The 26,823-nt window shown below is 63.1% G+C and carries 27 protein-coding genes and 2 tRNA genes; 10 read left to right on the top strand and 19 right to left on the bottom strand.

Annotated elements, in window-relative coordinates; translation table 11 throughout:
* Positions 1-26: 26 nt before the first annotated feature.
* The 3 genes from AC1D1F_RS12890 to AC1D1F_RS12880 all read left to right on the top strand — a co-directional run bounded on the left by AC1D1F_RS12890 (position 27) and on the right by AC1D1F_RS12880 (position 1,576).
* Positions 27-740: a MotA/TolQ/ExbB proton channel family protein gene (locus tag AC1D1F_RS12890; RefSeq protein WP_477676280.1), complete on the top strand. Its 714-nt coding sequence runs from the start codon at positions 27-29 to the stop codon at positions 738-740.
* A 69-nt stretch (positions 741-809) separates the two neighbouring features.
* Positions 810-1,220 carry an ExbD/TolR family protein gene (locus AC1D1F_RS12885; RefSeq protein ID WP_477697371.1) on the top strand — a complete coding sequence of 137 codons (411 nt, stop codon included), beginning with the start codon at positions 810-812 and terminating at the stop codon, positions 1,218-1,220.
* A gap of 143 nt (positions 1,221-1,363) precedes the next feature.
* On the top strand, positions 1,364-1,576 hold the full coding sequence (locus AC1D1F_RS12880) for a hemin uptake protein HemP (RefSeq protein ID WP_477679082.1): 213 nt from the start codon (positions 1,364-1,366) through the stop codon (positions 1,574-1,576).
* Positions 1,577-1,786: 210 nt separating this feature from the next.
* Here the strand turns inward: AC1D1F_RS12880 and AC1D1F_RS12875 are convergent, their stop codons facing one another.
* On the bottom strand, positions 1,787-2,194 hold the full coding sequence (locus tag AC1D1F_RS12875) for a GlcG/HbpS family heme-binding protein (RefSeq protein WP_477654101.1): 408 nt from the start codon (positions 2,192-2,194) through the stop codon (positions 1,787-1,789).
* A 191-nt stretch (positions 2,195-2,385) separates the two neighbouring features.
* On the opposite strand from AC1D1F_RS12875, the gene AC1D1F_RS12870 reads away from it, so the two are divergent.
* On the top strand, positions 2,386-3,075 hold the full coding sequence (locus AC1D1F_RS12870; RefSeq protein WP_477679083.1) for a Bax inhibitor-1/YccA family protein: 690 nt from the start codon (positions 2,386-2,388) through the stop codon (positions 3,073-3,075).
* A 44-nt stretch (positions 3,076-3,119) separates the two neighbouring features.
* Here the strand turns inward: AC1D1F_RS12870 and rlmD are convergent, their stop codons facing one another.
* On the bottom strand, positions 3,120-4,580 hold the full coding sequence (gene rlmD, locus AC1D1F_RS12865) for a 23S rRNA (uracil(1939)-C(5))-methyltransferase RlmD (protein WP_477697373.1): 1,461 nt from the start codon (positions 4,578-4,580) through the stop codon (positions 3,120-3,122).
* 56 nt (positions 4,581-4,636) lie between these two features.
* Here rlmD and AC1D1F_RS12860 point away from each other — a divergent pair, with 56 nt between their 5' ends.
* Positions 4,637-5,056: a VOC family protein gene (locus tag AC1D1F_RS12860; RefSeq protein WP_477678629.1), complete on the top strand. Its 420-nt coding sequence runs from the start codon at positions 4,637-4,639 to the stop codon at positions 5,054-5,056.
* 73 nt (positions 5,057-5,129) lie between these two features.
* On the opposite strand, the gene AC1D1F_RS12855 is transcribed toward AC1D1F_RS12860, so the two are convergent.
* The 3 genes from AC1D1F_RS12855 to surE all read right to left on the bottom strand — a co-directional run bounded on the left by AC1D1F_RS12855 (position 5,130) and on the right by surE (position 7,781).
* The gene (locus AC1D1F_RS12855; protein ID WP_477678628.1) at positions 5,130-5,957 is read right to left on the bottom strand and encodes a peptidoglycan DD-metalloendopeptidase family protein; all 828 of its coding nucleotides are present in this window, start codon (positions 5,955-5,957) and stop codon (positions 5,130-5,132) included.
* Between the two features lie 154 nt (positions 5,958-6,111).
* Complete coding sequence (locus tag AC1D1F_RS12850) at positions 6,112-6,984, bottom strand: protein-L-isoaspartate(D-aspartate) O-methyltransferase (protein ID WP_477678627.1); 873 nt, start codon at positions 6,982-6,984, stop codon at positions 6,112-6,114.
* Positions 6,985-6,995: 11 nt separating this feature from the next.
* Complete coding sequence (gene surE / locus AC1D1F_RS12845; protein WP_477697353.1) at positions 6,996-7,781, bottom strand: 5'/3'-nucleotidase SurE; 786 nt, start codon at positions 7,779-7,781, stop codon at positions 6,996-6,998.
* 158 nt (positions 7,782-7,939) lie between these two features.
* Between surE and AC1D1F_RS12840 the strand changes: the two genes are divergently transcribed.
* Positions 7,940-8,914, top strand: a complete 975-nt coding sequence (locus tag AC1D1F_RS12840) for an NADPH:quinone oxidoreductase family protein (protein WP_477697352.1) — start codon at positions 7,940-7,942, stop codon at positions 8,912-8,914.
* A 44-nt stretch (positions 8,915-8,958) separates the two neighbouring features.
* On the opposite strand, the gene AC1D1F_RS12835 is transcribed toward AC1D1F_RS12840, so the two are convergent.
* The 7 genes from AC1D1F_RS12835 to AC1D1F_RS12805 all read right to left on the bottom strand — a co-directional run bounded on the left by AC1D1F_RS12835 (position 8,959) and on the right by AC1D1F_RS12805 (position 14,428).
* Positions 8,959-9,444 (bottom strand): surface-adhesin E family protein, encoded by a 486-nt coding sequence (locus AC1D1F_RS12835; protein ID WP_477697351.1) that lies wholly within the window; start codon positions 9,442-9,444, stop codon positions 8,959-8,961.
* A gap of 221 nt (positions 9,445-9,665) precedes the next feature.
* Positions 9,666-9,741: transfer RNA gene (locus AC1D1F_RS12830), tRNA-His, on the bottom strand.
* 37 nt (positions 9,742-9,778) lie between these two features.
* Complete coding sequence (locus AC1D1F_RS12825; RefSeq protein WP_477678849.1) at positions 9,779-11,704, bottom strand: SurA N-terminal domain-containing protein; 1,926 nt, start codon at positions 11,702-11,704, stop codon at positions 9,779-9,781.
* An 83-nt stretch (positions 11,705-11,787) separates the two neighbouring features.
* Positions 11,788-11,863, bottom strand: a tRNA-Val gene (locus AC1D1F_RS12820).
* Between the two features lie 17 nt (positions 11,864-11,880).
* Entirely contained in the window at positions 11,881-12,153 is a 273-nt protein-coding gene (locus tag AC1D1F_RS12815; protein ID WP_007874140.1) for an HU family DNA-binding protein, read from the bottom strand.
* A gap of 267 nt (positions 12,154-12,420) precedes the next feature.
* On the bottom strand, positions 12,421-13,527 hold the full coding sequence (locus AC1D1F_RS12810) for a tartrate dehydrogenase (protein ID WP_477697349.1): 1,107 nt from the start codon (positions 13,525-13,527) through the stop codon (positions 12,421-12,423).
* A gap of 22 nt (positions 13,528-13,549) precedes the next feature.
* Positions 13,550-14,428 (bottom strand): alpha/beta fold hydrolase, encoded by an 879-nt coding sequence (locus AC1D1F_RS12805; protein WP_477679293.1) that lies wholly within the window; start codon positions 14,426-14,428, stop codon positions 13,550-13,552.
* A 142-nt stretch (positions 14,429-14,570) separates the two neighbouring features.
* Between AC1D1F_RS12805 and AC1D1F_RS12800 the strand changes: the two genes are divergently transcribed.
* Positions 14,571-15,551 carry a LysR family transcriptional regulator gene (locus AC1D1F_RS12800; RefSeq protein WP_477700740.1) on the top strand — a complete coding sequence of 327 codons (981 nt, stop codon included), beginning with the start codon at positions 14,571-14,573 and terminating at the stop codon, positions 15,549-15,551.
* Here AC1D1F_RS12800 and AC1D1F_RS12795 read toward each other — a convergent pair.
* The 3 genes from AC1D1F_RS12795 to uvrC all read right to left on the bottom strand — a co-directional run bounded on the left by AC1D1F_RS12795 (position 15,493) and on the right by uvrC (position 19,127).
* On the bottom strand, positions 15,493-16,371 hold the full coding sequence (locus AC1D1F_RS12795) for a DMT family transporter (RefSeq protein WP_477697326.1): 879 nt from the start codon (positions 16,369-16,371) through the stop codon (positions 15,493-15,495). The two genes, AC1D1F_RS12800 and AC1D1F_RS12795, sit on opposite strands and share 59 nt — an antisense overlap.
* A 70-nt stretch (positions 16,372-16,441) precedes the next feature.
* Complete coding sequence (pgsA, locus tag AC1D1F_RS12790; RefSeq protein ID WP_477676794.1) at positions 16,442-17,008, bottom strand: CDP-diacylglycerol--glycerol-3-phosphate 3-phosphatidyltransferase; 567 nt, start codon at positions 17,006-17,008, stop codon at positions 16,442-16,444.
* 127 nt (positions 17,009-17,135) lie between these two features.
* Entirely contained in the window at positions 17,136-19,127 is a 1,992-nt protein-coding gene (gene uvrC / locus AC1D1F_RS12785) for an excinuclease ABC subunit UvrC (protein ID WP_477697325.1), read from the bottom strand.
* Positions 19,128-19,171: 44 nt separating this feature from the next.
* On the opposite strand from uvrC, the gene earP reads away from it, so the two are divergent.
* From earP to AC1D1F_RS12770, 3 genes are all read left to right on the top strand, one after another.
* Positions 19,172-20,278 (top strand): elongation factor P maturation arginine rhamnosyltransferase EarP, encoded by a 1,107-nt coding sequence (gene earP, locus AC1D1F_RS12780; protein ID WP_477697324.1) that lies wholly within the window; start codon positions 19,172-19,174, stop codon positions 20,276-20,278.
* A gap of 117 nt (positions 20,279-20,395) precedes the next feature.
* Positions 20,396-20,950, top strand: coding sequence for an elongation factor P (efp, locus tag AC1D1F_RS12775; RefSeq protein ID WP_411883615.1), 555 nt, complete (start codon positions 20,396-20,398; stop codon positions 20,948-20,950).
* Positions 20,951-21,058: 108 nt separating this feature from the next.
* Positions 21,059-21,922 (top strand): LOG family protein, encoded by an 864-nt coding sequence (locus AC1D1F_RS12770; RefSeq protein ID WP_477654117.1) that lies wholly within the window; start codon positions 21,059-21,061, stop codon positions 21,920-21,922.
* Here AC1D1F_RS12770 and AC1D1F_RS12765 read toward each other — a convergent pair.
* The 4 genes from AC1D1F_RS12765 to AC1D1F_RS12750 are packed head-to-tail and all read right to left on the bottom strand — an operon-like array spanning position 21,900 to position 26,812.
* On the bottom strand, positions 21,900-23,111 hold the full coding sequence (locus AC1D1F_RS12765) for an MFS transporter (RefSeq protein ID WP_477676796.1): 1,212 nt from the start codon (positions 23,109-23,111) through the stop codon (positions 21,900-21,902). The two genes, AC1D1F_RS12770 and AC1D1F_RS12765, sit on opposite strands and share 23 nt — an antisense overlap.
* A gap of 24 nt (positions 23,112-23,135) precedes the next feature.
* Complete coding sequence (rmuC, locus tag AC1D1F_RS12760) at positions 23,136-24,491, bottom strand: DNA recombination protein RmuC (RefSeq protein WP_477676806.1); 1,356 nt, start codon at positions 24,489-24,491, stop codon at positions 23,136-23,138.
* A gap of 36 nt (positions 24,492-24,527) precedes the next feature.
* On the bottom strand, positions 24,528-25,514 hold the full coding sequence (locus tag AC1D1F_RS12755; protein ID WP_477676797.1) for a 2-hydroxyacid dehydrogenase: 987 nt from the start codon (positions 25,512-25,514) through the stop codon (positions 24,528-24,530).
* Complete coding sequence (locus AC1D1F_RS12750; RefSeq protein ID WP_477676798.1) at positions 25,511-26,812, bottom strand: citrate transporter; 1,302 nt, start codon at positions 26,810-26,812, stop codon at positions 25,511-25,513. Before AC1D1F_RS12750 ends, AC1D1F_RS12755 begins: the two co-directional genes overlap by 4 nt.
* Positions 26,813-26,823: the final 11 nt, after the last annotated feature.

Here is a 26,823-nt window from a genome sequence, read left to right as displayed (position 1 = left end):
TTCTGAAAACCGTGGAGTATTGATTCATGAATTCCCAATTCGGCCTTGCCAACGTCTGGAGTCAGGGCGATATCGTCACCAAATCCGTGGCTTTGCTGCTGCTGGTGATGTCCCTGGCCTCGTGGATGGTCATCATCATCAAAACGCTGGACCTCATCAAATACAAGCGCATCGCGCGCGCGGCCGAAGACTTCTGGCACAGCGAGGATTTCGCGGCCGGCCTGACCAAGCTGGGCGGCGACCCCACCAACCCGTTTCGCCAGCTGGCCCTGGAAGGCCGTGAAGCCACACTGCACCACCGCAATACCAAAGCGCACCTGCATGACGCTTTGGACGTGAGCGACTGGGTCACGCGCACGCTGCGCAACACCATCGACGAATTCACCGCCAAGCTGCAATCCGGCCTGGCCATTCTGGCTTCTGTCGGTTCGACCGCCCCCTTCGTCGGCCTGTTCGGCACCGTGTGGGGCATCTACCATGCGCTGCTCTCGATAGGCGCAGCCGGCCAGGCGACCATCGACAAGGTGGCCGGCCCCATCGGCGAATCGCTGATCATGACGGCCCTCGGCCTGGCCGTGGCGATTCCCGCGGTGCTGGGCTACAACGCGCTGGTGCGCGGCAACAAGGGTGTGCTGCAAAAGCTCAACCGTTTCGCGCACGACCTGCATGCCTACTTCGTGACCGGTGCCCGCGTGAGCGCCGGCGGCCAGGCTAATGTCGTTCCGATGAAAAAGGCCTGAACACCTCCCCCCTACCCGGCCTCGCCGCCAAAAGCAGCCAGGCCCCTAATTCAGTGACCGAGAAGCACCATGGCCTTTGGAACCCAAGACGACAGCGATGACGTGATGAACGAGATCAACATGACGCCCATGGTGGACATCATGCTGGTGCTGCTCATCATCTTCATCATCACGGTCCCCGTGATGAAGCATTCCGTCAACATCGACCTGCCGCGCGCCTCCAACGAAGCGCAAAACATCAAGCCGGAGACCGTTCGCCTCAGCGTGGACGCCGAAGGCAGCTATTTCCTCAACGAAACCAAGATCACCGATGAACAGCTGGGCACCCAGCTCAAGACTGCGGCGGCCCAGAACCCGCAGCCCGAACTGCACATCCGCGGCGACAAGTCGGTGCGTTACGAACGCGTGGCGCAGGCGATGGCGGCCGCGCAGCAAGCCGGGCTGCGCAAGATCGGTTTTATCACCGAGCCAAAAAACTGATCCAGTGAATCAAGGCCTGCCAGCAGAACCACTGGGCAGGTCTTTTTCATTGACATAAAAAAACACTTCGCAGCCCAAACTCGCTTGACTTTCAAATGAGAATGGTTATCATTAACTCAACGAAGCCCAAACAGGTTTAAACCATGTCCATCGCACTGCCCCCCTCCAACACCTTGAGCCTTCCTGCCCGCGCCCCCGTGCACACAGAGACCGCTTCGGGTGGCCAGGGCGGCTCTGCAGCCACGGTCAACAGCACGGAAATCCTGCGCGGACAAAAGGCCGTCGAGATCAACCACAACGGGTCAACTTACCGCCTGCAGGCCACGCGCCTGGGTAAATTGATCTTGACCAAATAAGCTCGCGCACCACAGCGACGGCACATTTCTTTTCATCGAGAGTTTCATCGTGGGGCGATCCGGGGCTATCAAGCTCCCAAGGTCGTTTTTAGCCAGCCACCGACTCCCCGGAGTTGTTTAGCCAGGCTTTTTTTCCTGATGCTTCCCTGCTCCCCGCCAACAAAAAAGCCGACCCTTGGTCGGCTTTTTTCATGCTGCTGGCAGCAGGATCTAGAGGCCGATAGCGGCCATGCCCGCACGGGCAATCTGCGCATCTTCACTCGATTTCACACCGCTCACGCCCACGGCGCCAATGCATTGCCCGTCTTTGATGATGGGAACGCCGCCCTCCAGCATGCCTTGGAGATACGGCGCCGACAGAAAGGACATGCGCCCGCCGTTGATGACATCTTCGTAGATCTTGCTGTCGCGGCGGCCCATGGCGGCGGTATTGGCCTTGGAAGGGGCGAGATGTGAGGAGATAGGCGGCGCGCCGTCCAGGCGCTGCAGGTGCAGCAGGTGGCCGCCGTCGTCGACGATGGCAATGGTCACGGCCCAGTTGTTCTTGAGGGCTTCCGCCTCGGCGGCGGCGGCGATGGTTTTGACGTCGGCGAATTCAAGCACTGCTTTTGATTTCATGGTCTTCAGGATTTCCGGGTTTATTGGCAAAGATACCGAGCATACGCAAATTCGAGGGCGTCTTTCACGCCCATTGCCGCCAAATTAGCTTATAGAACCCTTACAAAAAGTAGGGGGTGAGGGCTGGAAAAACCGCAATGCACCCTAAAATAATCTTGCCCGCATTTGCTGGCGCCCTGGAGACGACTCTCATGACTGACAATGTTCAAACCCTCGACTATGGCGTTGCCACAAGCGTCGAGCAACGCAACAAGGTCCTGCGCAACACTTACTGGTTGCTGGCCCTGAGCCTGTTGCCCACCGTGCTGGGCGCCTGGCTTGGCGTGGCGACCGGCATCACTCGCTCGCTATCCGGCGGCTTGGGCCTGATCGTGTTCCTGGGCGGTGCATTCGGCTTTATTTTCGCCATTGAGAAGACCAAGAACTCGGCCGCCGGCGTGCCTGTGCTACTGGGCTTTACCTTCTTCATGGGCCTGATGCTCTCGCGCATGATTGCCATGGTGCTCGGCTTCAGCAACGGCGCATCGCTGGTCATGACGGCCTTTGCCGGCACGGCAGGCGTGATGTTCGTGATGGCCAGCCTGGCCACCGTCATCAAGCGCGACCTGAGCGGCATGAGCAAATGGCTGTTTGCCGGCGCCCTGGTCATCATGGTGGCGGCCGTCATCAACGTGTTTGTCGGTTCGACCATGATGATGGCGGTGATCAGCACCCTGGCCATAGCCGTGTTCAGCGCCTACCTGCTGTATGACCTGAAACAGGTGATCGACGGCGGCGAAACCAACTACATCAGCGCCACCCTGGCCATTTACCTGGACCTGTTCAACATCTTCCAGAGCCTGCTGGCCCTGCTGGGGATCTTCGGCGGCGAGAGGGACTGAGCGTCCCCGCCACTCGCAAAAAAGGAGCCCTCGGGCTCCTTTTTTTATGCCCGCTCGAATACCGCGATGGACTCCACATGCGCCGTGTGCGGAAACATGTTGACCACACCCGCCGCGGTGCAGCGCCAGGCGCCGCTTTCCACCAGCACGCCCGCGTCCCGCGCCAGGGTGGCCGGATTGCAACTCACGTAGACGATGCGCCGGGGCGGCGTCCAGCCGTTCAGCGCCAGGCTTTGCTGGTGCCCGCCGTCGTCGCAGGGAACGCCGCTCACGATCTGTTGTTGTAGGGCCGCCAGCGACTTGAACAACTCAAACGCGCCTTCGCGTGGCGGGTCCACCAGCCATTTGTCGGCGGCGCCGTCCTTGACCAGCATGGCCGGCGTCATTTCAAACAGGTTGCGCGCCACAAACCGGGTCGGGGCCAATGCCCGGCGAGCGGGTGATGCGCTCCTGTTTCTCTCAAAATTCTCTCGGGAACGGGCCACCAGCACTTCACTGCCCTCGATGCCGAGCACTTCCCGGGCACGCGTGGCCAAAGGCAGCGTGAAATTTCCCAGCCCGCAAAACCAGTCGATCACTCGCTCATTCGGCTGCACGGCCAGCAGGCGCAAGGCGCGCGAAACCAGCACCTGGTTGATCTGCGGGTTGACCTGGGTGAAATCGGTCGGCTTGAAGGGCATGGTGATGCCGAACTCGGGCAGGCCGTAGCTCAGTTCCTCGGCGGCATCGTCGAGCAGTTTCACCGTGTCCAGCCCGCCCGGCTGCAGCCACCATTGCAGGCCCGGGTGGGCCGCGGCAAAGGCGCGCAATCGCGCCAGGTCACCCTCGCTGAGGGGCTCCATGTGACGCAACACCATGGCCGTCACGTCATCGCCGCAGGCCAGTTCGATCTGCGGCAGGGTCTCTTTCGCGTCCATGGCGCCAATCAACTCGCGCAACGGCACCAGCAAGTCGCTGACATGACGGGGCAGCACATGGCATTCACTCATGTCGGCGACGTAACTGCTTTTGCGCTCATGGAAACCCACCAGCACCGTGCCCTTTTTGCGCACATAGCGCACCGACAGCCGCGCGCGATAGCGGTAGCCCCAGGCCGGCCCCTCGATGGGCCGCAGCAGGCCGTCCGTCTTGAGCTTGCCGATGTGCAGGAGGTTGTCCTCCAGCACGCGCTGCTTCACGGCCACCTGTGCGCCCACATGCAGATGCTGCATCTTGCAGCCGCCGCAGGCACCGGTGTGCATGCCGAAATGCGGGCAGGCCGGACGCACACGCTGGGACGACTCGCGGTGGATCGCCATCACCACGGCTTTTTCAAAGCTGCTTTTCTTGCGGTAGACGTTGGCCGTCACCTGCTCGAAAGGCAACGCGCCCTCGATGAACACTACTTTGCCGTCGGGCCTGTGGGCAATGCCTTGGGCCTCGATGTCAAGCGATTCGACCTCGAGCACGTCCGGCGGGTAGTCCGCGGCGGCGGCTGGCTTCGATGTGGAGCTTTCTTCTGTCATAGGCCAATTGTCTCAGGCTGAGGTACCATTTTTCGAACACTCGCAAAGGAATGACGATGGAACTTCGCATCTGCATCGACGTTGACGACATGGAGCGCGCCATCGCGTTCTATACGCAGGGGCTGGGGCTGCGCGTGGGCCGCCGCTTCAAGAGCGACTTCGTGGAAATCCTGGGTGCCGGCAGCCCTATAGACCTGCTCTTCAACGCACCGGGCACCCGGCCCATCGCCGGTGGGCCCGGCAGCGAGACCGCCCGCCACTACAGCCGCCACTGGACGCCCGTACATCTGGATTTCGTCGTGGAAGACATCGATGCCGCAGTGACGCGGCTGCAGCGGCACGGCGCAGTGCTGGAAATGCCGGTGACCGAGCGAGTCTGGGGACGCATCGCCGGGCTGGCCGATCCTTTCGGCCACGGGCTGGATCTGCTGGAATTCAAGGGCCGCGGCTACGACGAAATCCTTCAACCGCATTGAGGCAGCAAAACGGCGCGGCAAAGAAAAAGGAGCCGGGCGCTAGCCGGGCTCCTTTTGTCGTCGCTTTGGGCGTTTACTTGGCAGGCAGGTATCTGGCCGGGTCCACCGGTTTGCCCTGGCGGCGAATTTCAAAATGCAGCTTCACGCGATCCGCGTCGCTGTTGCCCATTTCCGCGATCTTCTGGCCCTTCTTGACATTCTGGTCTTCCTTCACCAGCAGCGTCTGGTTATGCGCATAAGCCGTGAGGAAGGTGTTGTTGTGCTTGAGGATGACCAGGTTGCCGTAGCCGCGCAAGCCTGCCCCCGCATACACCACACGCCCGTCGGCGGAGGCCACCACCGCATCGCCCGCCTTGCCGGAGATATCCAGGCCCTTGTTCTTGGCTTCGTCAAAGCCCGCCACCATGGCGCCTTGCGCGGGCCAGATCCAGGCGATGTCTTCCTCACCCGTCGCGGCCGGTGCCGGTGCCGGGCCGGCGCTGGCGGGCGCCGATGCAGGCTTCGCCGCGCTGGCGGCTTGCGCGGGTGCCGTGCTGGACGCTGGCGCCGAGCCCGGCGACACCGGGCGAGTCACCACCAAGGGGTTTTCGCTGGTCGGCGGCACGACGCGCAGCACCTGCCCCACTTCGATGATATTGGGGTTCTCAAGGTTGTTCCAGCGCACGATGTCGCGCCAATTCTGGCCGTTCTCCAGGCCGACGCGGATCATGGTGTCACCGGGCTTGACCGTGTAGTAACCGGGTTTGCCGGCGTTCTCAAAGCCGGGAAGCTGCTTGACGTTGCCGGGGTCCACGGCACCCGGCGCCGGGCGCGACCCGAAGGTCCCGCGGTCTTCCACCGGTGCATTGGTAGGGGATCGCGAGGCGCAGCCCGCCGCAACGAGCAGCACGGCGGCAAGCATGCAGGACAAAGCCAGCCTGCCGGGCCTGGAGCAGGTGGCAGGCAGGGCGACTGCCCTGTTCGACCGTACGGTTTGATTCATTGCTTCTTTCGTCTTCAATCTTGACTGACTTGCCTGGATCACAAGGCCCATGGGGACTTCCGGAGCCAGGCCTTTAGCTTGTTCCCGATTTTAAAGGCACAAAGTGGACGGCCTCCAGCAAGGTCTGCCGGATACCCTGGGGAGTTTTGTCCACCACCACCAACGCTTGCGCGCCACCGGTGGTCTGCATGGGCGCCACCAGCCGTCCGCCCACGGCCAGTTGGTCTATCCAGGCCGGAGGGATGGCTTCACCGCCCGCCGCGGCGATGATGGCCGCATAGGGCGCACCCTTGGCGTAGCCCATCATGCCATCCCCAAAGAGTAGGTGCACATTGGGCAGCCGCAAAGTCCGCAGGTTCTCCCTGGCTTTGTCATGCAGGCCGCGAAGCCGCTCGATGCTGTAGACCTCGGTGGCGAGATGGCTGAGCACCGCGGCCTGGTAGCCGCAGCCGGTGCCGATCTCCAGCACCCGGCCCAATTTTCCGGCGTTGCCCACCGCGCCGTGGCGCAGCAGCTCGATCATGCGGGCCACCACATTGGGTTTGGAGATGGTCTGGCCCAAGCCTATCGGCAGGCTGGTGTCTTCGTAGGCCTGGTTGACCAGCGCGGAGTCGACAAACCGGTGGCGCTCCACCAGCCCCATGGCGGACAGCACCTGAGGGTCGCTGACACCCTGCGCCGCGAGCTTGGCCACCATGCGCGCGCGCACGGCGTGCGAGTCCAGTCCCACACCTCCGGACCTCATCGGGGCAGCAGGTACGGTTTTCTTCAGGCCATTGGGACCGGCACCCACCACAGGCCGAGCACTGGAAGCGGGTAACTTTGTCGCCGACGGAACACCCGCATCAGGCTTGAGGCGCACCGGAAAAGCCGGGCGTGGCGCCACGTCGGGCGTCTTCGGGGCCTTGGCCGAAGGATTAAAAGGCGGCTTGAGGCTGGGTTTCATGCGTCAGGCCTTCAGTGCGACCCAGTCAGCCTGGCGGCTGTCTGGGCCCAGTAAGGCAGGCGCTCGTGGTCGGTCAAATCCACCTGCAGCGGCGTGATGGAGACAAACTTCTGGCTGGTGGCGTAAAAATCGGTGCCGTCGCCGGCTTCCTTCGCGGGCCCCGCGCCGCCTATCCAGTACATGGTTTCGCCGCGCGGGCTGGTCTGCATGATGACGCGCTCGGCCGCATGGCGGCGCCCCAGGCGGGCTACTTTCACGCCGCGAATCTCGTCGTCGGGCAGGTTTGGAATATTCACGTTGAGCAGCCACGGCGGTACCGTAGGCTCCGCGCCCTCGGCCACGTTTTCCAGCGAAGGGATCAGCTGCTGCACCAGTTCGGCCGCGCGCCTGGCGGCGACGTCGATGTGGGCCCAGCCTTTTTCGGTCTGCGAAAACGCGATGGCCGGGATGCCGAACAGGTAACCTTCCATGGCCGCGCCCACCGTGCCGGAGTAAATCGTGTCGTCGCCCATATTGGCGCCATTGTTGATGCCTGACACCACCAGGTCGGGCCGGTAGCCCAGCAGGCCGGTCAGTGCGATGTGGACACAGTCGGCCGGCGTGCCGTTGATGTAGCGAAAGCCGTTGGCCGCCGTCTGCACGTACATCGGCGAGTGCAAGGTCAGCGCATTGGATTTTGCGCTGTTATTGTGCTCGGGCGCCACAACCTCGACATCCGCAACGGTTTTAAGCGCTTCGTAGAGGGCGATGATGCCGGAAGCCTGGTAACCGTCGTCGTTGCAGATGAGAATTTTCATGGGGTGATTTTACGGTCACGGCCGTGACAGCCCGGACGTATTTGGGACTGGCGAGGGCGCCTGCTTTGCCTATGATGCAGTCAAGGTACCGCCCTCCTCGTTTTCCGCCTCTCTGGCGTGTCGCCGCACTCCCACCCTCACCTCACCGGAGACCTCCCATGCAAGCCTGGCTTTGTGAAAATCCCACCGGCGTAGACGCCCTGGCCTGGAAAGAGCTGCCCACGCCGCAACCCAAGGCCGGCGAAGTCCTGATTGAAATCAAGGCTGCCAGCCTGAATTTTCCCGACCTGCTGATCGTGCAGAACAAATACCAGATCAAGCCGCCCCTGCCCTTTGTGCCGGGCTCCGAATATGCCGGTGTGGTTCAGGCCGTGGGGGAAGGCGTCAAGCACCTCCAGGTGGGGCAGAACGTTGCTTGCCTCTCGGGCACAGGCGGCTTCGGCACGCACACGATCGCGCCGGCAGCCCTGTGCATGCCGTTGCCGAAAGGCTTTTCTTATGTGGACGCCGCCGCGTTCATCATGATTTACGCCACGTCCTGGCATGCGCTGATGGACCGCGCACAACTGAAGGCAGGTGAGACCGTGCTGGTGCTGGGCGCCGCGGGCGGCGTGGGCACGGCAGCGATCCAGATCGCCAAGGCCGCCGGCGCCCGCGTGATCGCGGCCGCATCGACGGATGAGAAGTGCGCACTCTGCACTTCCATCGGTGCGGATGCCACGATCAACTACAGCACGAAAAACCTGCGCGACGAAATCAAGGCACTGACCGACGGCAAGGGGCCGGACGTGATCTATGACCCGGTGGGCGGCGACTTTGCCGAGCCCGCCTTCCGCTCCATCGCCTGGCGCGGCCGCTATTTGGTCGTTGGCTTCGCCTCGGGCCCCATCCCCGCCCTGCCGCTGAACCTGACGCTGCTCAAGGGCGCCTCCATCGTGGGCGTGTTCTGGGGCGACTTTGCCAGGCGCGAGCCCAAAGCCAATGCCGCCATGATGGCCGAGTTGGCGGACTGGTACGCACAAGGCAAGATCAAGCCGGTGATAGACCGCACCATGCCCATGAGCGAACTCAAGGCCGCCTACGCCCACATGGGCTCGCGCGGCGTCAAGGGCAAGCTGGTCATGGTCAACTGACTTTCCACAGCCGCCGGCGGTGTTGAAAAACGTCGCGTCCCAGGCTAATTGCTGGTCACATTCTTGACGCTGCACGCGGCTTTGATAATGCGCGCATTGGGGTCGTCGTCCGTGTCCTTGAAGATCATCGGACGTATGTCATCACCGGCATAAGTGGTGATCCGGAAAGGCTCGCCGCGAAAATCCGGCAAGGCATAAAAAGCCGCCTTCACATAACGGGCGATTTGCTGGGTGCAGTCGATCTGCACCTCAGTCGCCACTGAGCGGAACTGAAGGCCCTCGCCGGCGGGGGCCCATTGCGTCGCGCGGTTGATGCGTACTTGAATGCGCCGCTGGTCATCCTTGATGTCGATAGCGGCCACGTTGACCTGGACATAGTGACTCGCGGAATTGGCGGGATCGCCGGTAACGGTAAGCCAGGTATCCGCCGCACGCACGCCGGCCGCCACCAGCACCGCAGCCAGGGTCATGGCCGGCAGCCGGATGAGCGTCCATCCGGCCGAGGCGAAAAGACTCAATCTCTGAAACAAGGGGTTCCTGTCGTGAAGGGGCTTTCCTCCAGGAAATTAGCGAGGGAGCCCGTGTGGATGGCCAGCAAACAGCTTGAAACAGGTGCCGGTATCTGTATCTTGCAGCACATCGAGGGCCTGCACGTTTCGAATTGTGACCCGGGCGCTCATCGAAGCAGATGGTTCGCGTGTGGCCAAAGAAAAAATCCCGCGTACCAAATGGAACGCGGGATTTCAGATACTGGGGTGGCTGATGGGGCTCGAACCCACGACAACAGGAATCACAATCCTGGACTCTACCAACTGAGCTACAGCCACCGGAGCCCTGCATTATAGCGGCAAAGCCGCCGCTGTTTTATTGGGTAACGACTTCTTCCGCGTTTGCCTTGGCTTGCGCGGGCTTGGGGACCAGTATTTCCGCCTTGAAACGGTCTTTCAAGCTGTTGTAGTACGCCAAGCTTTCAGCCGACGTCCACCACTGGGCGTACTGGTCGCGCTGCTGTTTGGCCGCGGCTTCAACCGGCGCGTCGCGTGGAACCACCTTCTCGACCTTGACGATGGCGTAGCCCTGGCTGCCGAGGTCGACACCCGCAAAAGCCGGCAAGGCACTGGCATCGGCGCGCAGCGCTGCATCGATCACCGGGATCGGCAATTTCTGCGTCTGCTCCCGGGACACAGCGACCGGCGCGGTCAAACCCGTTGCCGACGCGGGAGCAGCCTTCCAGGCCGCCAGCTTGGCCACGCCTTCTTTACGGGCCTCTTCAGCGGCGCGCTGCGCGAGCCAGCGCTGGCGCACGGTGTCCTTGACTTCGGCTAAAGGACGGGTGTGTGCCGGGGTGTATTGCACGATACGGCCCGAAGCCAGCTGGCTGGGCCCCACCTCAACGGCTTCGGTGTTGCGTTTTTTCTCGATCGCGTCCGGCGCGAACAGGGCATTGAGAAATTTCGGGTTGGCCAGCGCGCCGGCCACGCCGACCTGGGGCAGGCGTGTCACATTGCCCGCGGACTTGATCTCCAGCTTCAGGCGGTCCGCGGCCGGCTTGAGGCTTTCGGCCTGCTCGTACACCGCATTGGTGAAGACGTCAGCGGATTCAGCGAATTTTTTCTGCGCTTCCTGCTTTTTCATGGCGGCCTCGAGTTCCGGGCGCAGTTCTTCAAAGCTGCGTTGCTTGACGTCCGTCAGCTTGATGATGTGGTAACCAAACTCAGACTCGACGACATCGCCGATCTCGCCTTTCTTCATGGCAAAAGCGGCATCCGCAAAAGGCTTGACCATGGAGCCACGTGCGAAGAAATCCAGGTCGCCTCCTTTGACCGCAGAACCAGGGTCTTGCGAATTCTTGCGCGCCACGTCGGCGAAGGTATCGGGGGACTTCTTGACCAGCGCCAGCAGTTCCTGCGCTTTCGCCTTGGCTTTTTCACGGTCGGCCGCGGGGGCGGACTGGGGAGAGGCGATCAGGATGTGGCTGGCTCGCCGCTCGCCCTCAAAGCGCTGGATATTCTGCTCGTAATAGGTTTTCAGGTCGGCCGGATTGACAGAGAGGCTCTTGCCCACGCTGTCCATGTCCAGCACGACATACTCGATGCTGGCCTGTTCGGGCGCCTGGAAGAGCTTTTCATTGGCCTTGTAGAACTGCTCCAGGTCGGCGTCCGTCGGGTTCAGCCTGGCGGCGAAATCGGCGGCGTTGAATCGGGCCACCTGGATCTCGCGTTTTTCGAAGTAGGCGTTCAGCGCGATGTCGGCTGCCGAATTGGAAGCAAAACCGCTGGCGCCGACACCCACCATCACCTGCCGGTTCGCCAGGTCGGTGCGCACATTGGCCTCGAACATCTCGGGACTCAAGCCCTGGGGCGCCAGCAACTGGCGATAGCGATCCATGTCGAGCTTGCCGTCCGGGCCGCGCAAGGAAGCGATCTCGGGGCTTTGCTGCAGTTCGCGCGCCAGGCGCTCGTTGCTCGTGGTGAGCTTGAACTTGTCGGCCGCGGCGGCGATGACACGCTCGCGCACCAGGCGCTCCAGAGAGGCATAGCGCGCCTCGGGCGAATCCAGCAGCTTGGGGTCCAGGTTGGGCATGGAGTTGCGGAGCTGGTCCATTTCGCGCTGGTGTGCGCGGTCCCAATCCGTCTGCGTGATGTCCCTGCCGTCCACCTTGGCGACCTTCGCGCTAGGGTCCTTGGATTTGTTATAGCCATCAAGGCCCAACAACACAAAGGACGGGAGAATCAGCAAAAACAACAGCACCATGACGATCTTGGTGTGCTTGCGAACGAAATCAAACATCTCGAATTTCCTGTACTGCTGCTAACGGACAAACCGGGCCACCAACAAAAAAGGCGAACCTCGTTCGCCTTTTTCCTCGTGGGTGGTGGGTGCTGACGGGCTCGAACCGCCGACCTACGCCGTGTAAGGGCGCTGCTCTACCAACTGAGCTAAGCACCCCACGTCAAACGTTCTTGTCAGTTCAAAGCATCCTTGAGCGCTTTGCCCGGACGGAACTTTGGAACCTTGGCTGCCTTGATTTTAATCGCATCGCCGGTCCGTGGGTTACGGCCGGTGCGCGCAGCGCGTTTGCCCACCGCGAAAGTGCCAAAACCCACCAGAGACACGGAGCCTCCTTTTTTCAGGGTGGTTTTCACAGCGCCAATCGTGGATTCCAGTGCGCGCGTGGCGGCAGCTTTGGAAATGTCAGCATGTTTGGCAATGTGCTCGATCAGTTCAGTCTTGTTCACAAGGAGCCCCTCGTTGATAAAAAGTTAATCTGGTTGTCTCTAAAAAATATCTCCCGGGACACTGTGGTGATGGTGTCAGCGGGAGCGGCATGTGCAGGTTTTCTGCTGCTTCCAATTAGAGCCATGGACTTCTAACCTGTCAATACAGCAGCAAGTTTTTACAACGTGCGGAGGCGGATTCTAGACGCTTTTTCAACGCTTTCACGACTTAATCGTAAGCATGATGTGTAATTTTCATGCTTGACAAAACGCGGCTTTCCAACAGGTTTACACCCCCGCCAGAGCCTCGGCAACGGCTTTGCCGACATCGGCCGTACCGGCCTTTCCGCCCAGGTCCGGCGTGCGGGGCGCACCACTTGCGGGACTCAATACTTTTTCGATCGCGGCGAGGATGCCGTCGTGCGCATCCTTGTGTCCCAGAAACTCGAGCATCATTGCACCGCACCAAATCTGGCCTATGGGATTGGCGATGTTGCGTCCCGCGATGTCGGGGGCCGAACCGTGAACCGGCTCGAACAGCGAGGGAAATTTTCGCTCCGGGTTGAGGTTGGCGCTGGGTGCGATACCAATGGTTCCGGTGCAGGCTGGCCCGAGGTCGCTGAGGATGTCACCGAACAGGTTGCTGGCCACCACCACGTCGAAGAAATCCGGGCGCTGCACAAAATGCGCGGTGAGGATGTCGATGTGAAATTTATCCAGTTGGATGCCTGGATAGTTTTTCGCCATCTCGGCCACGCGCTCGTCCCAGTAAGGCATGGAAATCGAGATGCCGTTGGACTTGGTTGCACTGGTCAGGTGTTTCTTGGGCCGGGACTGCGCCAGCTCGAACGCGAATTTCAGCACGCGGTCGACACCGATGCGGGTGAACACGGATTCCTGCAATACGAACTCACGGTCGGTTCCGGGAAAAGCCTTTCCGCCTATGCTCGAATACTCGCCCTCTGTGTTTTCGCGGACGATATAGAAATCAATTTCGCCGGGCTGGCGCGGGCTGCCGTCGCGCCGCACCACGGGCGCGATGATGCCGGGCATCAGCCGCGCCGGCCGCAGGTTGATGTACTGGTCGAACTCGCGCCTGAACAGCAGCAGGGATCCCCAGAGCGACACATGGTCGGGGATCTTGTCGGGCCAGCCCACCGCGCCGAAGTAGATCGCGTCGTGCCCGCCGATCTGGTCCTTCCAGTTGTCGGGGAGCATCTTGCCGTGCTTTTCAAAGTAGTCCCAGCTCGAAAAATCGAAATGGTCGAACTGCAGGTCAATGCTGTACTTGACAGCGGCGGCCTCCAGAACGCGTATGCCCTCGGGCATGACCTCCTTGCCGATGCCGTCGCCCGCGATGACTGCGATTTTCTTTTTTCCGGTGAGCTTGTTCATGAGGGTCCTTTGGGTATGTTGATCAGGGTTTGAAAAAATCGAGTGCCTGCGCCAACAGCAATGCCGGCGCTTCTTCGGCAATGTAGTGCCCGCATGGCAGGCTCATGCCCGACACATCCTGCGCGCGCTCGCGCCAGAGATCGAGCACCTTGAAGCATTGGCCCACCGTGCCGTGCTCGCCCCACAGCACGTGCAGCGGCTGCACCAACCGCAGGCCTGCTGCGACGTCGGCGCGGTCATGGACCAGATCGATCGTGGCGGAGGCCCGGTAGTCTTCGCAAATGCTCGCAGCAGTGCCGGGGATCTGCGCGCAACGCTCGTACTCGGCCAGTGCGGCGGGCGCAAATGCGGCAAGGCCGGCATGGCGCTTGCCCATCACGCCGCGCACGTAGCGCACAGGGTCGGACTCTATCAATGCTTCCGGCAAGGGCGGAGGCTGGATCAGGAAGAACCAGTGCCAGTAAGCGCGCGCAAAGGCATCCGAGGCGGCCTCGTACATGGCAAGGGTGGGCGCGATGTCCAGCAGCATCAGGCGCTGCACCGCATCCGGATGGTCGGCCGCCAGCCGGTGTGCTACCCGCGCGCCGCGGTCATGGGCCAGCACCTGGAAGCGCGAAAATCCGCAGGCGCTCATGACGGCCATGGCGTCCTGCGCCATGGCGCGTTTTGAATAGGCCTGGTGATCCGCGTCACTCGCAACCCGGGCCGAATCCCCGTAGCCGCGCAGGTCCATCATGACCACAGTGAACACCTTGGCCAGTTCACCGGCCACCGCATGCCACATCGCATGGGTTTGCGGATGGCCGTGCAGCAGCAGCAAGGGCGCGCCGCTGCCGCCTTGTACGACGCGCAGCCTGCCGGCGGGCCCTTGTACGTCGCGTGAGGAAAATCCTTCGAACATCGATCAGCCTTGATTCTGGTGGGTGCAGTTGCGGCCTGCCCGTCTGCCCACCCCTGTGTATTTACCTGGGACTGATTTTGTAGAAGATGCCGCCATGATTCAAGCAATAATCAAGCAATCAATTATTTCCTTTAAGGCATGAATGGATCGCAGCGATCTTGAACTGGTGCTGGCCGTACGCGACGGCGGCAGCCTCACCGCAGCCGCGCTCAGCCTGGACGTGGCGCCGCCGGTGGTGACCAAACGCCTCGCCGCGCTGGAGGCCCAGCTGGGGCAACGCCTGTTCCAGCGCACCACACGGCGTGTCAGCCCCACGGCCGAAGGGGAAACCGTGTGCGAGCGCGCGCAGGTCCTGCTACAGGGTTTTATGGCGCTTGAATCGGAACTGCAGGAACGCAAGGCCGAACCCACCGGGTTGATCCGCCTGGCCGCTACCTTCGGTTTTGGGCGACTCTGGCTAGGGCCAGCGCTGGCCGCCTTCCAGGAACGTTATCCGCGCATCGAAATCCAGCTGCAACTGACCGAGCAGTTGCCCGACCTGGCACTCGAAGGTTTTGACGGCGCCATCTGGCTGTGGTCGGTGCAGGGCCGGCAGGCCGCGCAGTGGGTGTCGCGCCGGCTGGCGCGCAACCAGCGCGTGCTGGTGGCCTCGCCCCGCTATATCAAGCACCATGGCGAGCCTGCGGACCTGGAGGCGCTGCAGCATCACGCCTGCCTGATCGTGCGCGAGAACGGTAACGCCGCCGGCCAACGCTTTGACGTCTGGCAATTGCACCGGGAGCGCGACAAGACACCGGCGCGCGTGCGTGTTCACGGCCCGCTGGCCAGCAACTCGGGTGAGCTGGTGCGTGACTGGTGCCTGGAAGGCCGCGGCATCATGCTGCGCAGCCTGTGGGACATCGCGCCGCAGCTGGCTTCGGGGCAACTGGTGCGTGTGCTGCCTGCATATTCCATGCCGGACGCCGACATCCACTGGCTGGCGCCCTACCGCGCTGACCAGCCCCGGCGCATACGCCTGCTGATAGACCACCTTGTGGCGCAATTCCAGGACACGCCCTGGAAAACTACGCGGCCGCCGGCGGCTTCGCGGACCGCACCACGAGGCTCACGCCCAGCGCCGTGAGCACCGTTCCCACAATGGTGGCCGTGGTGATGGATTCACCAAACAGCGCCCAGGCCATCAGCGCCGTGGTGGGCGGCACGAGGTACAACAGGCTGGTCACCGCGGTCGCCGCACCGCGCTGGATCAGCAGGTAAAGCAGCGAACTGCCGCCCAGCGTGAGCACCAGCACCGACCAGGCCATGGCCCCCAGGAAATGGGGGGTCCAGTTGATCACCTCGGTTTCGAACAGGGCCAGCGGCAAGGTCACCACAAAGGCGGCCGCCAGCTGGATGACGTTGGCGGTGCGCACGTCAGTCGGTTTAACGAAGCGCTTCTGGTAGAGCGTACCGGCCGTGATGCTGAACAGGGAAAAGATGGTACAGGCCAGCGTCAGCGCGGTAACCTCGTGGCCCGTGCCGAATTTGCGTGACACCACCAGCAGCAGGCCACCCAGGCCAAGCACCAGGCCTGCCCATTGCCGCGCGGTGACCTTGCTTGCCGCCTGGTCGTCGCCTGATGACACCCAGGACACCCACAGCGCCGTGAGCACCGGCTGAAGGCCAACGATGAGGGCCGTCAGGCCCGAACCCATACCGGCCTTCACCGCGATCCAGACACCGCCCAGATAGGCCGCATGCATCAGCACACCCGTCACGGCCAGGTGGCCCCATTGCGCGCGGCTCCTGGGCCAGGCGGCGCGGGCCAGGACTATCCAGACCAGGAAACAGACGATGGACAGGAAAAAGCGTATCGCCAGGAAGGTCAGCGGCGGCGCGTAAGGCATGCCGTATTTGGCGACGATGAAGCCGGTGCTCCAGATCACGACGAACACAGCGGGCATGACCCGGATCAAGGCACCCGGGGAGGAAGAAGGAGAACTCAAGGACGGCAACTTCAGGAAGGCGTGGAAATTATTTGGCGCGTGCGCGGATTTCCGGGATGGCTTTTTGCAGGTAATAAATCATGGACCAGACCGTGAGAATGGCGGAGATCCAGATCAGCCAGGTGCCCCACACGTGCGTGTTGATCACGCCGAACAGCACGCCGTCGAACAACAAAAAGGGGATGGCAATCATCTGCACCGTGGTCTTGACCTTGCCGAGCATGTGCACGGCCACGCTTTTTGTCGCCCCGATCAGGGCCATCCATTCGCGCAGCGCTGAGATGGCGATTTCGCGGCCGATGATGATGAGGGCCACGAACACGTCGGCGCGCTGCAGGTGCACCAGCACCAGCAGGGAGGCGCAGACCAGGAATTTATCGGCCACCGGGTCGAGGAAGGCGCCGAAGGAGGACGTCTGGTTCAGCTTGCGTGCCAGAAAGCCGTCCAGCCAGTCGGTCGCGGCGAAGACCACGAACATCACGGTGGCGATCAGGTTGCGCTCTATGGGCGCCAGGTTCAGGTAGAACACCCCCACGATCAGCGGAATCGCAACAATGCGGGTCCAGGTCATCAGCGTGGGGATGGTCAGAAACATGACCCGATTTTGGCATGAGCTGCACCAAGCCTGCCGGGCACCGGCTTAAAGCGCACCAAAACGGTGGTTTCCGTTGCTCAAATACGTCTGGGCCGCGCCAATGCCGACCATCGGCCCAAAGAACGCCTCAATGCAAGGCGCGGTAGATTTCCTCAGCCAGGTCCTTCGAAATGCCGTCGACCGTGGCGATGTCTTCCGCACTGGCCGAGGCGATGCCGCGTATGCCGCCGAAGCGCTGCAGCAAGCTCGCGCGCCGCTTGGGGCCTATGCCCGCGATGTCTTCCAGCTTGCTGCCGCCTACCCTCACCTTGGCGCGCTTGGCCCGCATGCCGGTGATGGCAAAGCGGTGGGCCTCATCGCGAATCTGCGCAATCAGCATCAGCGCGGCCGAATCCCGCCCTAAATAGACCTTGTCGCGCCCGTCGGCGAACACCAGCTCTTCCAGGCCGACCTTGCGGCCCTCGCCTTTTTCGACGCCGGCGATCAGCCCCAGGTCCAGGCCCAGTTCCTCGAACACTTCGCGCGCCATCGATACCTGTCCCTTGCCGCCGTCGACCAGGACGAGGTCGGGCAGCTTGGCCTCGCCATTGCGCGCGGCTTCGGCCACGCGGGTGTAGCGGCGCGTCAGCACCTGGCGCATGGCGGCGTAGTCGTCACCGGGCGTGATGCCTTCGATGTTGTAGCGGCGGTATTCGCTGTTGACCATCTTGTGCTCCTGGAACACCACGCAGGAAGCCTGCGTCGATTCGCCGGCCGTGTGCGAAATGTCGAAGCACTCTATGCGCAGTGTGTCCAGGTTGTCGAGCGGCAGGTCCAGCGCCTCGGCCAGTGCGCGCGTGCGCGCCTGCTGCGAGCCCTGCTCGGCCAGCAGCCTGGCCAGTTGCAGGCCGGCGTTTTTCTGCGCCATCTCCAGCCAGATCCGGCGCTGCTCGCGCGGCTGGTGAATCGCCGTGACTTTGGTGCCGGTCTGCGCGCTCAGCGCCTCCATCAATTCCTTGTCCACCGGCTCGCTGCACACCAGGGTGGGCGGGACCGGTACGTCGATATAGTGCTGGGCGATAAAGGCCTCCAGCACCAGGGCCTCCAGCGATTTGCCGGCCAGCGAAGGCGGCGCGGGCGCGGCGCCTTCGCCGGAAGCTTCCGCCTGCGCGGCCTGCCGGGTGTCCGCATCGATCTCGGCATCGAGCGCCGCGACGTCCGTCGCGTTCTCCACATGGCTGGGGAAGTAGGCCCTGTCGCCCAGATGGCGGCCGCCGCGCACCATGGCGAGGTTGACGCAGGCCTTGCCGCCCTGCACTTTCACCGCCAGGATGTCGACGTCCTTGTCGCCGCCGATTTCCATGGACTGCTGGTGCAGCACCTTGGACAGTGCCGACATCTGGTTGCGTAGTTCGGCTGCTTGCTCGAACTCCAGCCGGTCGGCATGCACCAGCATCTTCTTTTCAAGCTCGGTCAGGATGTCCTGCGCCTGGCCCTGCAGGAAGCGCTCGGCGTTGGCGGTGTCCAGCGCGTATTGCTCGGGCGACACATGGCCCACGCAGGGTGCCGAGCAGCGCTTGATCTGGTACAGCAGGCAGGGCCGGGTGCGGTTGTTGAACACCGTGTCTTCGCAAGTGCGCAGGCGGAACACTTTTTGCAGCAGCAGGATGGTGTCTTTGACGGCCCAGGCGCTGGGGTAAGGCCCGAAGTAGCGGTGCTTTTTCTCGACCGCGCCGCGGTAGTAGGCGATGCGCGGGAACACGGCGGCCGCCGGCCCCTCGCCCTCCACGGGCGCACGCGCGCCTGTCAGCTTGAGGTAGGGATAGCTCTTGTCGTCCCGAAACAGGATGTTGAATTTCGGGTTGAGCGTTTTGATCAGGTTGTTTTCCAGCAGCAGCGCTTCCGCTTCGGAGCGCACCACCGTGGTTTCCATGCGGGCGATTTTGGTCACCATGTGGCCGATGCGCGTGCCGCCGTGGTTCTTCTGGAAGTAGTTGGAAACCCGCTTCTTCAGGTTGCGCGCCTTGCCGACGTAAAGCACGCCGCCCTCGGCATCGAAGTAGCGATACACGCCGGGCAACGCGGGCAGCGCGGTCACTTCGCTGAGCAGTTGGGGATCGAATTCGTGGGCTTTGGTCATGGGCTGAAATGGGGGCAACTGCCCGTATTGTGGACAATCCTTTCATGAATCGCCTGCAGTGGGACATTTTTTGCAAAGTCATCGACAACTTCGGGGACATCGGCGTGTGCTGGCGCCTGGCTGCCGACCTGGCTTCGCGCGGCCACACAGTGCGGCTCTGGGTCGATGACGCCTCGGCCCTGGGCTGGATGGCGCCGGCCGGGTGCGAAGGGATACGTGTGCTGCCCTGGCCGCAGGACGGCACGCCGCTGGACCTGGAAGCCGCCGGCTTTGCGCAACAGGCACCCGAGGTCCTTGTCGAAGCCTTCGGCTGTGAGATCGCACCTGAATTCGTGGCGGCAAGTGCCCGGGTGGCGGCTGAGACCGGCCGTCCACCCGTCTGGATCAACCTCGAATACCTGTCCGCCGAGGACTACGTCGAGCGCTCCCATGCCCTGCCGTCGCCGGTGCAAAACGGCCCGGCGGCGGACTGGACCAAATGGTTTTTTTACCCCGGCTTCACCGAAAATACCGGTGGGCTGCTGCGTGAACCCGGCCTGCTGGAGCGACAGGCCCGTTTTGACCGTGCCGGCTGGCTCAAAGCCCGGGGAATCGGCTGGAACGGCGAAGCGCTGGTGTCCCTGTTTTGCTACGAACCCCCGGCGCTGCAAAGCCTGCTGGCCCAACTGTCGCAACAAGGCTTGCAGGGCCGGCCCGTGCGCCTGCTCGTGGCCGCCGGGCGCGCCGCCGGCGCGGTGCGCGCCCTCGCCTTCGAGGAGAACGAGCAGCTCTCGATCTCCTACCTGCCCCTGCTGTCGCAAGCGGAGTTTGACCACCTGCTCTGGGCCTGCGACCTGAATTTTGTGCGCGGCGAAGACTCCCTGGTACGGGCGATCTGGGCTGGGAAGCCTTTCGTCTGGCAGATCTACCCCCAGCAAGACGACGTCCACCAGGCCAAGCTGCAGGCCTTTCTGCACATGCTGCAGGCGCAGCCCTCCCTGCGCGCTTTTCATGTCGCCTGGAACAGCCAGGCAGAGCCAGTGGCAGCCCCGGCGCCATTGCCTGCCGACCTGTCCGCCTGGCAGGCCACGGCGCTGGCGGGCCGCGCCCGGCTGGCGGCCCAGGACGACCTGGTGACCCAATTGCTCGGCTTTGTGGCAAAAAAACGCTAAAATCATAGGCTTTGCGGATCAATCTGAAGATCGACCCAACCTGGGCGACCCGCACAACCCGCCGCGTAACCTGCACACCGGTGCAAGCGTTTAGCGGCCTACCTCAGTGAAACTGCTATGAAAATCGCTCAAGAAATACGCGCTGGCAACGTCATCATGAACGGCAAAGACCCGATGGTGGTGCTCAAGACCGAATACAGCCGCGGTGGGCGCAATTCCGCCACCGTGCGCATGAAGCTCAAAAGCCTGGTCGCCAACTTCAACACCGAAGTCGTGTTCAAGGCCGACGACAAGATCGACCAGATCGTCCTGGACAAGAAGGACTGCACCTACTCCTACTTCGCCGACCCGCTGTACGTCTGCATGGACTCCGAGTACAACCAGTACGAAGTCGAAGCCGAAAACATGGGCGACTCGCTGAACTACCTGCAGGACGGCATGGAGCTCGAAGTCGTGTTCTACGACGGCAAGGCCATCTCGGTCGAACTGCCCACCAGCGTGCAGCGCGAAATCACCTGGACCGAACCCGCCGTCAAGGGCGATACCTCCGGCAAGGTCCTCAAGCCCGCCAAGATCGCCACCGGTTTTGAAATCGGCGTGCCCATCTTCGTGGCGCAGGGCGACGTGGTCGAAATCGACACCCGCACCGGCGAATACCGCAAGCGCGTGTAAACCGCTTCGGCACCCCGCAAAAAGGCTCCTCACGGGGCCTTTTTGCTTTTCGGGCCTGCTCACTTGCCCCGGAGAAGACACCCCTGCCCTGATCGTTGACAATGGCGCATGGAACAAAAACAAGACTTATCCGTCGGCCGCCTGGCCAACGCCTGGGCTGAACTTCAGGCTTATGCCAGCGAGGGCAACCCCCTCGAAGCGGACGCCTCTCGCCTGGCCTTTGCCGACCCGGAGTTCTTGCTGCGGCGTGAAACCCGCGGCATACGCTTTCAGCTGGAACTGCTCAAGCCGGACCTGGAGCAGCAGGCCCACGGCATTGAAAACACCGTAGTGGTTTTCGGCAGCGCCCGGTTCCGCAGCGAAGAAGACTCCGCCCTGATGGTGGCCGAGGCCGAAGCCGGCGGCGATCCCGAGGTGATAGACCGCGCGAAGAAGCTGGCGCGCAACGCCCACTACTACGAGAGCGCCCGCGCCTTCGGCAAGCTGGTGGCCCAGTACAGCGATGACAAGCCGCCGGAAACCAAGCTCTTCATCTGCACCGGCGGCGGCCCCGGCATCATGCAGGCGGCCAACCGGGGCGCGCACGAGGCCGGCGGCCTCAGCGTCGGCCTGGCCATCGTGCTGCCTATGGAAGAAGCACCCAATCCCTACGTGCCGCCCGAGCTCTCCTTCAAGTTCCACTACTTCGCGCTGCGCAAGATGCACTTCATGATGCGCGCCAAGGCGCTGGTGGTGTTTCCTGGCGGCTTCGGCACGCTGGACGAGCTGTTTGAGGTCATCACGCTGGTGCAGACGCGCAAGGCCAAGCCGGTGCCCATCATTCTTTTCGGCAGCAGCTACTGGAAGCGCCTGCTCAATACCGAGATGCTGGTGGAGGAAGGCGTGATCTCGCCGAACGACCTCAAACTGCTTCAGTACGTGGACGACCCGCAGGTCGCCTGGGGCCTGATCAAGGACTTTTACCGTCTTTGAGTTCGCCGTGCCCGCCATGGGCCGGCATGCAGTCCTTGAGCAGCCAGGCCGCGCGCGAGCCGGCGCCCACCATCATGCCGGTGGTCCAGAACACGCCGGCGATCCCGACCAGCGCCCCGGCCGTGCCGAACAGCATGGGCATCACCACGCTGGACGCATTGATCGCCATCAGCCGCAATCCCAGCGCCTCGCCGTGGCGCGCCTCCGGCGTGATCTGGTGCAGCATACTCATGACCATGGGCTGCACCATGCCCAGCGCCAGGCCCAGCAGGATGGAGCACAGGCCCATGCCGATCGCCGAATGCATCAGCGGGTAGATGCCGAACAGCACCGCCGTCGTCAGCATGGACACCGCCAGCACCTTCCACTCGCGCAAATGCGCCGCCACCAGCGGCATCACCATGCGGATCAGCGCCGCCGCCACCGCGAAGGAACCCAGGATGGTGCCAATCACCGATGCGCTGATGCCGCGCTCAAAACCCAGCACCGGCACCACAAAGGTATGGACGTCCCAGCAGGACGATAAAAACCAGTTCACCAGCATCAGGCGGCGGAAGGTGGCCTGGCGCAGCAAATCCCAGGCCCTGGGTTGCGGCCCGCCGCTGGCGGCGATCACAGGCGGCAGTTCCCGCGTCTTGCGCACCAGGAACCAGCTGGCCATCGGCAATATGGCCATCAGCAAAAACGCCGCGCGATAACCTGAGGTGCTGCCGGGCATGGCGCCTACGTGGTCGATCAGCAGGCCAGCCGAAAAGGGGCCGATGAAATTGGACACCGCCGGGCCTATGGCCAGCCAGCTGAACACCTGGCGCAACTCCAGCGCGCCGACCGCCGCGCGGCCCACGTGGCGCTGCAGAGAAATCACCGCCGCGCCGGTCGCGCCGCCCGTCAGAAGCGCCGCCAGGCACAGCACCGGGAACACCGGGAAGGCCACCGCCGCCCCGGCCCCCAGCACGGCGGCGAACACGCTGTAGCTGATGGGCTTGCGCAAGCCGTGCCGGTCGGCAAAACGGCCCGCCGGCAGCGCCAGGAAGACCTGCGTCAGGGCAAACAGCGCGAGCAGAACGCCCACAGCCGCCGGGCTGTAGCCTTCGCGCAGCGCCAGCAGGGGCGCCGCCATGCGCGTGCCAGCCATGCAGGCATGCAGGCAGATCTGCGCCAGGATCAGGCGAGCGAGTTCACGCGTCATGAGGCGGAGCTCATGCGATATGCATCAGGAATTGTCCAGGTCTTTGTCAAGAGGGTCCAATGGAAGCAGGCGGGCGGAATCGACTTCGGGCAGGGCTTCAACGTTGCGCAAGGCCTTGCCCATGACGCGGCTGCGCTGCTCGGCGCTGCTCAGCGTGTTGAGCACGGTTTCGGTTTGCGATTTGACCTTGGCCAGCACGTCGCCGAACTTGCCGAACTCGGTCTTGACCGCACCCAGCACCTGCCACACCTCGCTGGAGCGCTTTTCCAGCGCAAGCGTGCGGAAGCCCATCTGCAGCGAGTTGAGCATGGCCAGCAGCGTCGTCGGGCCGGCCAGCGTGACACGGTGGTCGCGCTGCAGGAACTCCATCAGGCCGGGGCGCCGCAGCACTTCGGCATACAAGCCTTCGGTCGGCAGGAACAGGATGGCGAAATCGGTGGTGTACGGCGGGTCTATGTATTTCTCGGCGATCGACTTGGCCTCATTGCGGATGCGCACCTCGAGCGCCTTGCCGGCGATTTCCGCGCCCAGCACATCGGCGCGCTGCTGCGCGTCCAGCAGGCGCTCATAGTCTTCATTCGGGAATTTCGCGTCTATGGGCAGCCACAGCGGTTCGCCCGAATCCGACCGGCCCGGCAGCTTGATCGCGAAGTCGACCGGGTTCTTGCCGCCGCGCCGCGTGACGACCTGGGCCGCGTACTGGTCGACGGTGAACACCTGCTCCAGCAGCGCCGACAGCTGCGCTTCGCCGAAAATTCCGCGGGTTTTCACATTGGTCAATAGGTGCTTGAGGTCGCCCACGCCCTGCGCCAAAGTCTGCATCTCGCCCAGGCCCTTGTGCACCTGCTCCAGCCGGTCGGCCACCTGCTTGAAGCTTTCGCCCAGGCGTGTTTCCAGCGTGGTCTGCAGCTTTTCGTCGACCGTCTTGCGCATCTCGTCAAGCTTGGCCGAGTTGGTCTGCTGCAATTGCGCGAGTTGTTTTTCCAGCGTCTCGCGTACTTCAACCATGCGCCTGGCGTTTGATTCGCTGACGGACTGCAGCTGCGTGGTCAGGGTGTCCGACAGCGTTTTCTGCAACAAGGTCAGCTGCTGCGCGAATGCGTCGATCTGCGTGTTCTGGGTGCGGATGGCCTCCGCGCTTTGCTGCACCAGGGTTTGCTGGAAAGTCGCGAAGGTGGTCGCCAATTCCTGGCGGCTGCTGCGTGAGTTGTCACCGATCTCGCGGCGCAGCTCGCGCTCCAGCTTGTCGTGGCCTGCCGCCATATTCGCCAGCAACTCGACGCGGCCGGTATCCGATGGTTCGGCGGGCTTGCGTAGCAGCAGCCAGACCAACAGGAGCAGGTTGGCCACTCCCAGGGCGATCATCAGCCAGGTTTCCATCATGGGTTCATTGTCCGCTTGCCGCCTTCTTCGTGCTTATTGACCGGCCAGTACCGCAGGGTTGAGCGGGGTCGGAGGCTTCTTGCCGCTGAAAAACGCGATCAGGTTGTCGGCGGCCAGGCTGGCCATGGCCAGGCGTGTGGGGATGGTGGCGCTGGCGATGTGCGGCGTCAACACCACGTTGGGCACCGTCAGCAGGTCGGGATGCACCTTGGGCTCGCCCTCAAACACGTCCAGCCCGGCGGCCGCGATGCGTTTGTCACGCAAGGCCGCGGCCAATGCGGCATCGTCCACAATGCCGCCGCGCGCAATGTTGATCAGCGTCGCGGTCGGCTTCATCATGGCCAGCTCGGCTGCCGCAATGCTGTGGTGGGAGGCCGGCGAATACGGCAGCACCAGCACCAGGTGGTCGGCCGTCTTGAGCAGTTCGTCCTTGCCGACATAACTGGCCTTGCACTCGGCCTCCAGCGCGGCATCCAGGCGCGAACGGTTGTGGTAAATCACCTTCATGCCAAAGCCATGGGCGCCGCGTTTGGCGATGCCCTGCCCTATGCGGCCCATGCCCAGGATGCCCAGGGTGGCGCCGTGGATGTCGGAACCGGCGAACATGTCGTAGCTCCATTTGGTCCATTTGCCGGCGCGCAGATAGTGTTCGCTCTCGGTGACGCGGCGGGCCGTGGCCATCAGCAGCGCGAAGCCGAAGTCGGCCGTGGTTTCGGTCAGCACGTCGGGCGCATTGGTGGCCAGCACGCCGGCCGCCGTCATCGCGTCGATGTCGAAATTGTTGTAGCCCACGGCCATGTTGGCGCAGATCTTCAGGCCCGGGCAGGCGGCCAGCACTTCCGCATCAATCTTGTCGCCGCCGGTGGTGAAGGCGCCGGCCTTGCCTTTGAGGCGCTCGGTCAGCTGGGCCTTGGACCAGGTCTCGTCACCCTGGTTGGATTCGACCTCGAAATGTTGCTCCAGGCGGGCGATGACTTCGGGGAACACGGCGCGTGCGACGAGGATTTTGGGTTTGCTCATGGTGGTTCAGGTTTGGTGGAAGACGATGCTACAGATTCAGCGGAAGAATCAACAGCCGATATAGAAGGTGAAGTGGCCGCAGCTTGCCGCACCCGGGGTGCGTCGGGATGCCAGCCCAGCACGGCCAGCAGCACGAAGAATCCGATCACGTAGCCCAGCGCCACATGCCAGCCGCCCTTGAGCCAGGCGCCGACCGACTTGGCCTCGGGGTACATATTGGACAGTGCCACGCCTGCGGAGGAGCCGAACCACAGCATGCTGCCGCCGAAGCCGACGGCATAGGCCAGGAAGCCCCAGTCGTAGCCGCCCTGGCGCAGGGCCAGCGCCGTGAGTGGAATGTTGTCGAACACCGCGCTCACAAAACCCAGGCCGAAAGCGGTTTGCCAGCTGGCGGCCGGCAAGTGCTGCACCGGCATCATGGAGGCGCACAAGACCAGCGACAACAGGAACACGCTGCCACGCGCGGCATCGGGCAGCAGGCTCCAACTGGGGCGGCGCCAGGGAGTGGTCAGCACGATCGCGGCCCACACGGCGATGCCGATCACCGGAAGCTGTTCAAGCACCACGGGATTGCGCAGGTTGAAATACACATTGGCGGCCACCGCCGACAGCAGGATGATCGCGACGATGCCCAGGCGCGCCCAATGCAGCTGCGCGCCCGGCACGGCGTCTTTCATGATGGGCTGAAAGGCGTGCTGCTGGCGCGCGGCGATCACGCCGAAGATGGCCAGCGCCACCACGGCGCCCACATAAGACTCGAACACCTGGCCCGGCGAGACGCCGCCTATCCACATCATGGTGGTGGTGGTGTCGCCCACCACGCTGCCCGAGCCCCCCGCATTGCTGGCGGCCACGATGGCGGCCAGGAAACCGATGTGGACGCGTTTGCGGTAGAGCACGGCCGCCATGGTGCCGCCTATCATGGCCGCCGCGATGTTGTCGAGAAAGCTGGAAAGCACGAAGACCAGCACCAGCATTACAAAGCCGCCCTTCCAGTCGTCGGGCAGGTAGCGCGGCAGCAGCGCTGGAATGCCGCTTTTTTCAAAGTGGTCGGACAGCAGCGCGAAGCCCAGCAGCAGCCCCAGTAGGTTGGCCAGCGTCACCCACTCGTGCGCCAGCAATTGCAGCAGGCCGCCCAGGCCGGGCACCCCGGAAAAATCGCCCAGCACAAGCTTGTAGAGCGTGATCACCGCCAGGCCCACCAGCGCCACCCTGAGCGTGTGGTGGTGCAACACCGCCACACCGAGCAGCGTCAGGCCAAACAATACGAAATCAAGGGGGACGCCTGCTATAGCCACGCGCTGGTTTT

The organism is Polaromonas sp. P1_H6, assembly GCF_056405195.1.
This window is presented reverse-complemented; position numbering and strand designations above follow the sequence as displayed.

What these genes read in the sequence shown, in the direction of transcription:
- AC1D1F_RS12810 (WP_477697349.1), bottom strand. Translation starts at nt 13,527, where the DNA reads ATGAACAAGCTCACCGGAAAAAAGAAAATCGCAGTCATCGCGGGCGAC.
- earP (WP_477697324.1), top strand. Translation starts at nt 19,172, where the DNA reads ATGAATCGCCTGCAGTGGGACATTTTTTGCAAAGTCATCGACAACTTC.
- AC1D1F_RS12855 (WP_477678628.1), bottom strand. Translation starts at nt 5,957, where the DNA reads ATGCTTGCCGCCGTGCTGCTCGTTGCGGCGGGCTGCGCCTCGCGATCC.
- AC1D1F_RS12765 (WP_477676796.1), bottom strand. Translation starts at nt 23,111, where the DNA reads ATGACGCGTGAACTCGCTCGCCTGATCCTGGCGCAGATCTGCCTGCAT.
- efp (WP_411883615.1), top strand. Translation starts at nt 20,396, where the DNA reads ATGAAAATCGCTCAAGAAATACGCGCTGGCAACGTCATCATGAACGGC.
- rlmD (WP_477697373.1), bottom strand. Translation starts at nt 4,580, where the DNA reads ATGACAGAAGAAAGCTCCACATCGAAGCCAGCCGCCGCCGCGGACTAC.
- AC1D1F_RS12850 (WP_477678627.1), bottom strand. Translation starts at nt 6,984, where the DNA reads ATGAAACCCAGCCTCAAGCCGCCTTTTAATCCTTCGGCCAAGGCCCCG.
- AC1D1F_RS12770 (WP_477654117.1), top strand. Translation starts at nt 21,059, where the DNA reads ATGGAACAAAAACAAGACTTATCCGTCGGCCGCCTGGCCAACGCCTGG.
- AC1D1F_RS12870 (WP_477679083.1), top strand. Translation starts at nt 2,386, where the DNA reads ATGACTGACAATGTTCAAACCCTCGACTATGGCGTTGCCACAAGCGTC.
- AC1D1F_RS12840 (WP_477697352.1), top strand. Translation starts at nt 7,940, where the DNA reads ATGCAAGCCTGGCTTTGTGAAAATCCCACCGGCGTAGACGCCCTGGCC.
- AC1D1F_RS12885 (WP_477697371.1), top strand. Translation starts at nt 810, where the DNA reads ATGGCCTTTGGAACCCAAGACGACAGCGATGACGTGATGAACGAGATC.
- AC1D1F_RS12795 (WP_477697326.1), bottom strand. Translation starts at nt 16,371, where the DNA reads ATGCCCGCTGTGTTCGTCGTGATCTGGAGCACCGGCTTCATCGTCGCC.
- AC1D1F_RS12880 (WP_477679082.1), top strand. Translation starts at nt 1,364, where the DNA reads ATGTCCATCGCACTGCCCCCCTCCAACACCTTGAGCCTTCCTGCCCGC.
- pgsA (WP_477676794.1), bottom strand. Translation starts at nt 17,008, where the DNA reads ATGTTTCTGACCATCCCCACGCTGATGACCTGGACCCGCATTGTTGCG.
- AC1D1F_RS12755 (WP_477676797.1), bottom strand. Translation starts at nt 25,514, where the DNA reads ATGAGCAAACCCAAAATCCTCGTCGCACGCGCCGTGTTCCCCGAAGTC.
- AC1D1F_RS12860 (WP_477678629.1), top strand. Translation starts at nt 4,637, where the DNA reads ATGGAACTTCGCATCTGCATCGACGTTGACGACATGGAGCGCGCCATC.
- AC1D1F_RS12825 (WP_477678849.1), bottom strand. Translation starts at nt 11,704, where the DNA reads ATGTTTGATTTCGTTCGCAAGCACACCAAGATCGTCATGGTGCTGTTG.
- AC1D1F_RS12805 (WP_477679293.1), bottom strand. Translation starts at nt 14,428, where the DNA reads ATGTTCGAAGGATTTTCCTCACGCGACGTACAAGGGCCCGCCGGCAGG.
- AC1D1F_RS12875 (WP_477654101.1), bottom strand. Translation starts at nt 2,194, where the DNA reads ATGAAATCAAAAGCAGTGCTTGAATTCGCCGACGTCAAAACCATCGCC.
- uvrC (WP_477697325.1), bottom strand. Translation starts at nt 19,127, where the DNA reads ATGACCAAAGCCCACGAATTCGATCCCCAACTGCTCAGCGAAGTGACC.
- surE (WP_477697353.1), bottom strand. Translation starts at nt 7,781, where the DNA reads ATGAAAATTCTCATCTGCAACGACGACGGTTACCAGGCTTCCGGCATC.
- AC1D1F_RS12890 (WP_477676280.1), top strand. Translation starts at nt 27, where the DNA reads ATGAATTCCCAATTCGGCCTTGCCAACGTCTGGAGTCAGGGCGATATC.
- AC1D1F_RS12800 (WP_477700740.1), top strand. Translation starts at nt 14,571, where the DNA reads ATGGATCGCAGCGATCTTGAACTGGTGCTGGCCGTACGCGACGGCGGC.
- rmuC (WP_477676806.1), bottom strand. Translation starts at nt 24,491, where the DNA reads ATGGAAACCTGGCTGATGATCGCCCTGGGAGTGGCCAACCTGCTCCTG.